This window comes from Catenibacterium sp. UBA627 (genome assembly GCF_002299355.1).
Lineage (GTDB): Bacteria > Bacillota_I > Bacilli_A > Erysipelotrichales > Coprobacillaceae > Catenibacterium > Catenibacterium mitsuoka.
Genome location: NZ_DBPF01000129.1, coordinates 7,892 through 8,193, shown reverse-complemented (window position 1 = coordinate 8,193; position 302 = coordinate 7,892). Strand labels below are relative to the sequence as shown.

Annotated in this window: 1 protein-coding gene; it reads right to left on the bottom strand. The window is 30.8% G+C overall.

What is annotated here, in order from left to right; genetic code table 11:
• Positions 1-302 (bottom strand): glycosyltransferase (locus tag B2S90_RS08815; protein WP_286696907.1); only part of this gene is annotated, 302 nt, incomplete at both ends.

Below are 302 nucleotides of genomic sequence, written 5' to 3'. Positions count from 1 at the left end.
GAAGAATAGAATGGTCTAGGATCAGACTGGAACCCATGGAATTTCACAATTCCTATTTTTTCTAATTCTTCTACCTGATCTTTATATTCATCCTCAAAGAATCCTACTAAATCTAATATAAAAGATTCGTTATCTTCTTTAAGTCTTCTAATACTGCTGAATAATTCATCTATACCTTTTTCCTTCATGATTCTACCTAAAAATAGGAAATGAAAAGTATCATTAGAAGGATATGGTACATAGCTGAACGTATCTAAGTTAATACCTGCACCATGTAATACAGTAATGTGATCACGTTTTAA